Raw genomic sequence first — 6,516 nt, forward strand, 5'->3', positions numbered from 1 at the left:
GTACCAGGGGGAATCATTCGACTATCGACCAACCGCAACCAAATCTTAGGAACGCAGAGATTATACGCCGATGGCATCACCTGGGACGATCTCCAGACCATCAAGAACGAATGCGGCTATGCCGATCGGATGGCTGTTGAGATTTACCCAGAAGCCGATCACGTACTCAACCTCATCAACGCCCGCCATCTTTGGATATTGCCCGAACCGCTTCCATATGCCTGGAGACACTAGCCCAACATATGACTAGTGGCGACACCTGCCCGCACATCAAACTACCGATCGGTATTCCGGGAAGAATTGCCCGATCGGTCAGTGGCGATCGCAAAAGTGGAGTGACTGGGGTCGGAGAGACGACCCACAACCATCAACAGATCAATTATTAGAGGCAAAAACTTGAACGACAGAAACACAGCGATCGAGTGGGCGCGGGAAATCCTCGCAAACCCTGAAGAATATTACATCCTCGACACCGAAACCACCGGACTTCAAGACCCCGAAATCATCGAATTAGGAGTTATCGACCTAGCAGGCAATGAAATCATCAGTCAACGCTTCCGACCCGTAACCCAAATCACCGACGGAGCTGCCGAAATTCACGGGCTAACCAATGTGCTACTCGCCGATGAGCCGCCATTCTACAGCCTTATCGATCGGTTGGACAAAGAGATATTCCAGCGCACGATCCTCATCTACAATTCCGCATTCGACTGCCGCGCCCTCGAACACACCTACGACCTGTACAACTCAGACTTACAAACGGTCAAGAATGATTGTGTCATGGGTTGGTACAGCCAATTTGTCGGCGAATGGAATGACTACCGGGGAAGCTATCGCTGGCAGAAGTTACCCGGTGGCGACCACTCCGCGATCGGGGATTGTCGGGCTACTCTCGCCGTTATCAAATATATGGCAGAAAGCCATCTAGAGCTAGGCATACAGTCATCCGAGCTACCTCTAGATTTAGAGCCATTGCCCCAGACTCTTTAATATGACGCTAGCTACCGATCAACCTGTTAGTACATCCAAACTACCCGCCCAGCCCCCCCCAGCTAGGACGGGGGTAGAGGGTTGGTAGGGGGTCAATGCGATCGACTTATATATGTCAAAATTTGCATCAGTTCTCAAATCAATTTAAATCTATCCACACAATCAATGTCTGATATCCGACGTTTAACCCGAAGTATTGAGATTTGCTTATCAGATGAATCAGTAATAGATCTAGATCTAGATATTGCTATATCTACCAAAGTGACAGGATGTATTTCTAACGATCGAATCAATTCAGAGACTTTAGCCAAGGTACTCGAAACCATTCAATTCATGCTTATTACAACATTACAAAAATCAAGGGAAGAAATGGAAAAGATGGTTTGGAAAGATGCAGCCTGAAACTACGAGCGATGGCTTTAAGCCGATTGATTTCTCTGATATGTATCTATTTGTCATGAATAAAATATCAGTAAAGAATGTCGATATCAGAATGACATCGTTGGAGACGGAGACAGGAATAGACGTATTGATGGTAATTAGTACAGACGATGATAAAAACTGATGAGACGGTGTGCGATCGATCTACATGGATTAAGACAGAATGCCCCCATTGCAACAGTCCTGACGCAATTATGAAAGATCCCGATCTATCTGAAAGCGGTAGGTTTATTTCTGGTACATGCGATGCTTGTGAGGGGTATTTTGAATACGATCTATGGGATTGTGATGATTAATATTGCTTAGGTTTATGGATAATTTTGTTTTTTATGGAGATTGGGCAATCTCATGGAAGCCTGTCGAGCCTGTGGGATGGATTTTCTATATCGATTTCTTGCTACCCAGAGGAAAGCAAAAAGATTTCGACTCATTAAAACTAGAAGTAGGATTCTTTAGAGATTTAGAGAAAGGAAAAGAAAGTTGTAAACATCTGTCCGAGCTATGTAGACTTAAAATTAAAAGTTCAGTTGTTAGTTTGGTAGCTCAATACTCTAGAAATCGACACGATCGGTTTAGAGCAATCCGTGAAATATTGGGGAGAGAAGAATATTTGATGACTGATATAGAAAATAGTGAAGAGGGTAAAGATAATGAGACACCATGAGCATTACTTAGGCTGGACGATCGAATGGGAAGCAGCCAATGACAAGCAATTGACCTTTTGGATCTGCTACGAAGATATTAATACGACAGCCAATTCCATCACAAAAAAATGCTTGCTAATGCAAGAATCTAGAAATGTCGATCGAGGTATTCAGAGAAGCAGACATATTATAGACCAAATAATTTGGGAACAGAAAAAAGCTATTCATAAAACTCATGCCGATTATGAGATTTATGACAAGTTCCCACAATCAACAGATGAATCATTAACATTGATTGAGAAAGGGGGAAAGTAAGCCATATCTTAAACCACAAAAAAATAGCGGCAACCTAGGAGGAAGAACCGCTATTGACAACACATATTCTTTAATAAAAATGCAAATAAATAAATTAAACGTAAGTAGACCCGATGACGAATCTGATCCTATTCTAACACAGATTCTATCCGAAAAACATTACGCCGAATTGCTTAGTTCGGGGTTGAATTTCAAAGATATTATCGATACCGACTGCTTTACTATCAGCAATAAGAATGAGTGTAAGAGATTAACGGGATATTCGCTAACCGGATTAATTATTCCTTACTTCGATCCGACCGGAAAGCCATACACTACAGCCAAGGGCGCGCCTTTCTACCGGATTAAACCCGATTGGTCGTTTGCTGAAAATCCCGACGAATGCCCCAAATATCTCTCTCCAAAGGGAGAGGGGAACAGACCTTATTTTGCACCAACTTACAAGCAATGGGATAAAGCATTAAGATTTAATAAAATCCCCGTCCACATAGTTGAAGGTGAAAAGAAAGCAGCTAAATTAGGCGCGTGCGGCATTGCCGCGATCGGCTTGTCTGGAGTGCATGGCTGGACGGATAAGACAGTTAGGAATGAAGAGCATGAAGAGATTGCTCATGCTTTCCTTGAAGATAACGAAGATAGAGATAGCGAGTTAAACCAACATGAAGAGAGTCGAGCAATTCCAGAACTGGAGCAAATCGGCGGGGCTAATTTCTGGAAGCATCGTACCGTTTATATTGATTTTGATAGCGATGTCGTTCAGAAGTGGCAAGTCAGAAGCGCACTTAAAAAACTAGCGACATGGTTGCATTCTAAAGGTGCTGATGTCTACATCGTACTGATTCCCAACGAACTGAACGGGGATAAAAATGGTGTCGATGATTTTATTTTTAGACATGGCATCGAAGCCTACGAGAAATTAGTTAAAGCCGCAGAACCCGCATTCGTTCGCGGCAAGAAAAAACTTACCTTCAATCTCCCCACCGATCCGGGCTTATTCCAGAAAGCATCGCTATTGTGGGGAGTGCTGAAAGAACATTGGCGGTATCGCCCCGGCATCGGCTGGCATCAGTGGCTGGGCGATCGGTGGGATTTAACCGATGATGGTGCGGGAACTTACATCGATGAGGATATCTATAAATTCCTAGCAGCGAACAACTGGCAAGCCCAGGGCAATGGCTCGCTGGCGAACTTACTCCGCCACATGAAAGCCAAGCTGATGGTCAGGGAGTGGAACCCGAAAAATAAGATCGCTTTCAGTAATGGCGTGCTGGACATCGAAACGCGGGAATTCACCATCGGACATCGCCGTGAAGATTTTATGACAGTCGCGCTCCCCTACCGCTACGATCCGTCAATCGAGTGCCCAAAATGGTTGAATTTTTTAAAAGAATCCCTGAAAGGCGAAACAGGGGCAATCGAGCTAGTCCAAGCTTTTTTTCGATGGGCAATCTTGCCGAAACCAGAGGGGAAGTTAGACATAGAGGTAGGCTGGGATTTGTACGGGCGCGGGGGGACGGGAAAGGGCACGGTACTTGAAACCCTCAAAAATACAATCGGTCATCACAATTGTGGGGGTTTTGACAGTAAATCGCTCGGCAATCCAAATATTTTGGCGGGGATGCTCGATAAGCGCGTTTCTATTAGTTCTGACGACAGCGGGCACATGGAAGAGTTCGGGCTGTATGGCAAAATTATGAGTAACGAGCGAGTGAACGTCAAGCTACTCTATAAAAATGTGTTTCCCACCACGCTCAACACCTTTTTAGTAAGAGCCTATAACAATTTCATCACGATGCCATCTGGTGCCAAAGGCATGGATCGCCGGGTAGTGGCGATGAGCTTCGACAGACAGCCAGAGACGATCGATCCATACCTACAGGACAAGATTAACGGCGAACTGTCGGGGGTGTTTAATTGGGCGTGGGAGATTTCAAATACCGAGATGAAGCGGCGAATTTTATGGGCTGGTGAAGTTACCGCAGTCAAAGAAGCGACTACCGAGATGTTTTATGCAAACAACCCCGCGCTGATTTTCTTGCAAGAAAAGTACCCCAATGGCGGGACAAAAGTTCTCAGCCGAGAATTGTATAAGGAATATACTAACTGGTACTTAGGAGACCCCAAACACATGCTCGGTCATCGTAAATTTTGCGATGCAATTAAAAATTATGGGGGTACCCAATTAAGCAAGACTAACGGACATTCCCCATTCAATATCCCCGCGCTGAAAGATGTGGACGTGTTACAGAAGTTTGGGATACTCCGAGGCAAGACAAAAAAGACAGAAGTCGAGATCGAGCCAAAAACAGGGAATAACAGGGAATTAGGGAATAACGAAAACAGTTATCCCCTGCCAGATCCTACGTTATTCCCTGTTATTCCCTTTACTCCTGCAAGCGATTCAGCCGATTTAGGGGATTTCAGGGAATTAGGGAATAACTGCAAAGAAAACTCCTCAGCACTATTAAATTCAGAAAACTCTGATACTACCAATATCGACTCACTGCCAAAAAGTATTACGCTAATCGCGCCAATTCCACCGATCGAAGCAGTCATCCCCACCCCATCGCCAAACCCTAAAGGTACGATTACTTATACAACCTACTTAATGGGTGAAATTGCGAATGTTTGCATCAACTTCGAGCGGCAATCGTTAGCGAAAGAATGGCGAGATTATATTGCGCTAGCCTTTGGTTTTTATGGCACTGTAAGAAAAGCGGCAACAGCAACAGGTAAATATAAATGGCAACTATTCTCTGAGAAATTCGATCGGGATGCATTAGGTAGAATAGAGCGAAAGGATTTATCGAAAATACCGCAACGGGGCTAATGATGGCAAGAAATCCCCACGGCTCGATCGCGCTGGTTGCCGCAGCGGGCAGATTGAAGTTGCAATTTCCGCGTAAATGGTTCGATGGCAAGCAAAAATACTTAGCCCTCGGACTGACAGAAAATCCCGACAACCGCCTCTATGCCAGCAACCTCATCAGAGAAATCGAGTGGGACTATCTCAAGGGAGAGCTAGATCCGAGCTTTCGTAAATACTTCCCGCAGCGAAAGCCCTTGCCCACGAATTTGGGTATCGGCGAGCTGTGGGCTGATTACTGTCGCTACAAAGCCAAAAACCTTAAACCTTCAACCATCCACTATTTAGTAAATGGCTTGGGGCGACATATCCAGCGATGCCCGCACCAATCAGTAGATCGGGCGTTAGAGATTAGGGACTGGTTACTCGATACCACCACTCCCGATATGTCGCGGCGGATCGTTGCCGTACTCGCCAGTGCGGTGAAGTGGGGAATCAAGCACCAAAAAGTGACGATTGCCATCAATCCCTTTACTGAGATGTCCTCGGACATCAGGATCGACCGCGAACGATCGCAGCCGAATGCTTTCACCCCCCAAGAGTGCGAGCTAATTTTGGCGGCATTCTGGGATAGCGAACATTACGATCACTACGCGACGTTGGTGCAATTTTGGCTGTGGACTGGTTGCCGACCGTCCGAGGGTATCGGCTTGGAGTGGGAGCAAATCTGCCATGACTGTTCCAAGATTGTCTTCGATCGGTCGATCGTCAAGGTGGGTAACAAGATTGTCAAAAGTCACAAATCAAAGACCAACCGCAAGCGGACGTTTAACTGTCAGCCCGAATTGCAGGAATTTTTACTCGAACTCAAACAATTTCGCAAACCCGGTATCGATCTGGTATTTCCCAGCAAAGCAGGCAAGCCGATCGACTACACTAATTTTTCCCATCGAGCGTGGGATAAAGTCGCCAGCCCCATCCTCAACCGCCCTAGCACCCCCTATAATTGCCGCGATACCTTCATTACCGACCAAATTGGTAAAGGCGTGCCGCTGGCGATAATTGCCCGGTGGTGCGATAACTCTGTAGACATCATCGAAAAGTATTACTTTGACATCACGGCGATCGACAATCTCACGCCCCGGTGATCGCGATTTACAACCCTTCCCCGATCGACCGATATTTATGCCGATTGACTGCAAAATGACTGCGACAGAGAAAAGTCATGCGATTAGTGATACCTGCATTCTAATACTGGCATGTATTTGAGGCATCGAGACTTAATAGCTTCGTAATCATCTGGTCGCGAGTTCAAATCTC

Annotated in this window: 8 protein-coding genes and 1 pseudogene; all 9 read left to right on the plus strand. The window is 45.7% G+C overall.

Features of this window, described 5'->3' with window-relative positions:
• Positions 1-234, plus strand: a pseudogene (locus tag RMO79_RS07790) (hypothetical protein); the annotation flags it as partial.
• Between the two features lie 8 nt (positions 235-242).
• On the plus strand, positions 243-386 hold the full coding sequence (locus tag RMO79_RS07795; protein WP_310482548.1) for a hypothetical protein: 144 nt from the start codon (positions 243-245) through the stop codon (positions 384-386).
• Positions 387-396: 10 nt separating this feature from the next.
• The gene (locus RMO79_RS07800; RefSeq protein WP_310482549.1) at positions 397-990 is read left to right on the plus strand and encodes a 3'-5' exonuclease; all 594 of its coding nucleotides are present in this window, start codon (positions 397-399) and stop codon (positions 988-990) included.
• A 165-nt stretch (positions 991-1,155) separates the two neighbouring features.
• Positions 1,156-1,392, plus strand: a complete 237-nt coding sequence (locus tag RMO79_RS07805) for a hypothetical protein (RefSeq protein WP_310482550.1) — start codon at positions 1,156-1,158, stop codon at positions 1,390-1,392.
• Between the two features lie 149 nt (positions 1,393-1,541).
• Positions 1,542-1,727: a hypothetical protein gene (locus RMO79_RS07810; RefSeq protein ID WP_310482551.1), complete on the plus strand. Its 186-nt coding sequence runs from the start codon at positions 1,542-1,544 to the stop codon at positions 1,725-1,727.
• 14 nt (positions 1,728-1,741) lie between these two features.
• Complete coding sequence (locus RMO79_RS07815) at positions 1,742-2,095, plus strand: hypothetical protein (RefSeq protein ID WP_310482552.1); 354 nt, start codon at positions 1,742-1,744, stop codon at positions 2,093-2,095.
• Positions 2,082-2,390 (plus strand): hypothetical protein, encoded by a 309-nt coding sequence (locus RMO79_RS07820; RefSeq protein ID WP_310482553.1) that lies wholly within the window; start codon positions 2,082-2,084, stop codon positions 2,388-2,390. Before RMO79_RS07815 ends, RMO79_RS07820 begins: the two co-directional genes overlap by 14 nt.
• A 184-nt stretch (positions 2,391-2,574) precedes the next feature.
• Entirely contained in the window at positions 2,575-5,220 is a 2,646-nt protein-coding gene (locus RMO79_RS07825) for a DUF3854 domain-containing protein (RefSeq protein ID WP_310482554.1), read from the plus strand.
• Positions 5,220-6,344 carry a tyrosine-type recombinase/integrase gene (locus RMO79_RS07830; RefSeq protein ID WP_310482555.1) on the plus strand — a complete coding sequence of 375 codons (1,125 nt, stop codon included), beginning with the start codon at positions 5,220-5,222 and terminating at the stop codon, positions 6,342-6,344. The genes RMO79_RS07825 and RMO79_RS07830 overlap by 1 nt, the downstream gene beginning before the upstream one ends.
• Positions 6,345-6,516: the final 172 nt, after the last annotated feature.

The organism is Chamaesiphon sp. VAR_48_metabat_403 (assembly GCF_031422475.1).
Lineage (GTDB): Bacteria > Cyanobacteriota > Cyanobacteriia > Cyanobacteriales > Chamaesiphonaceae > Chamaesiphon.

Bases quoted from the DNA above. Each gene is read 5' to 3' on its own strand.
- RMO79_RS07795 (WP_310482548.1), top strand. From the start codon at position 243: ATGACTAGTGGCGACACCTGCCCGCACATCAAACTACCGATCGGTATT.
- RMO79_RS07805 (WP_310482550.1), top strand. From the start codon at position 1,156: ATGTCTGATATCCGACGTTTAACCCGAAGTATTGAGATTTGCTTATCA.
- RMO79_RS07810 (WP_310482551.1), top strand. From the start codon at position 1,542: ATGATAAAAACTGATGAGACGGTGTGCGATCGATCTACATGGATTAAG.
- RMO79_RS07815 (WP_310482552.1), top strand. From the start codon at position 1,742: ATGGATAATTTTGTTTTTTATGGAGATTGGGCAATCTCATGGAAGCCT.
- RMO79_RS07820 (WP_310482553.1), top strand. From the start codon at position 2,082: ATGAGACACCATGAGCATTACTTAGGCTGGACGATCGAATGGGAAGCA.
- RMO79_RS07830 (WP_310482555.1), top strand. From the start codon at position 5,220: ATGATGGCAAGAAATCCCCACGGCTCGATCGCGCTGGTTGCCGCAGCG.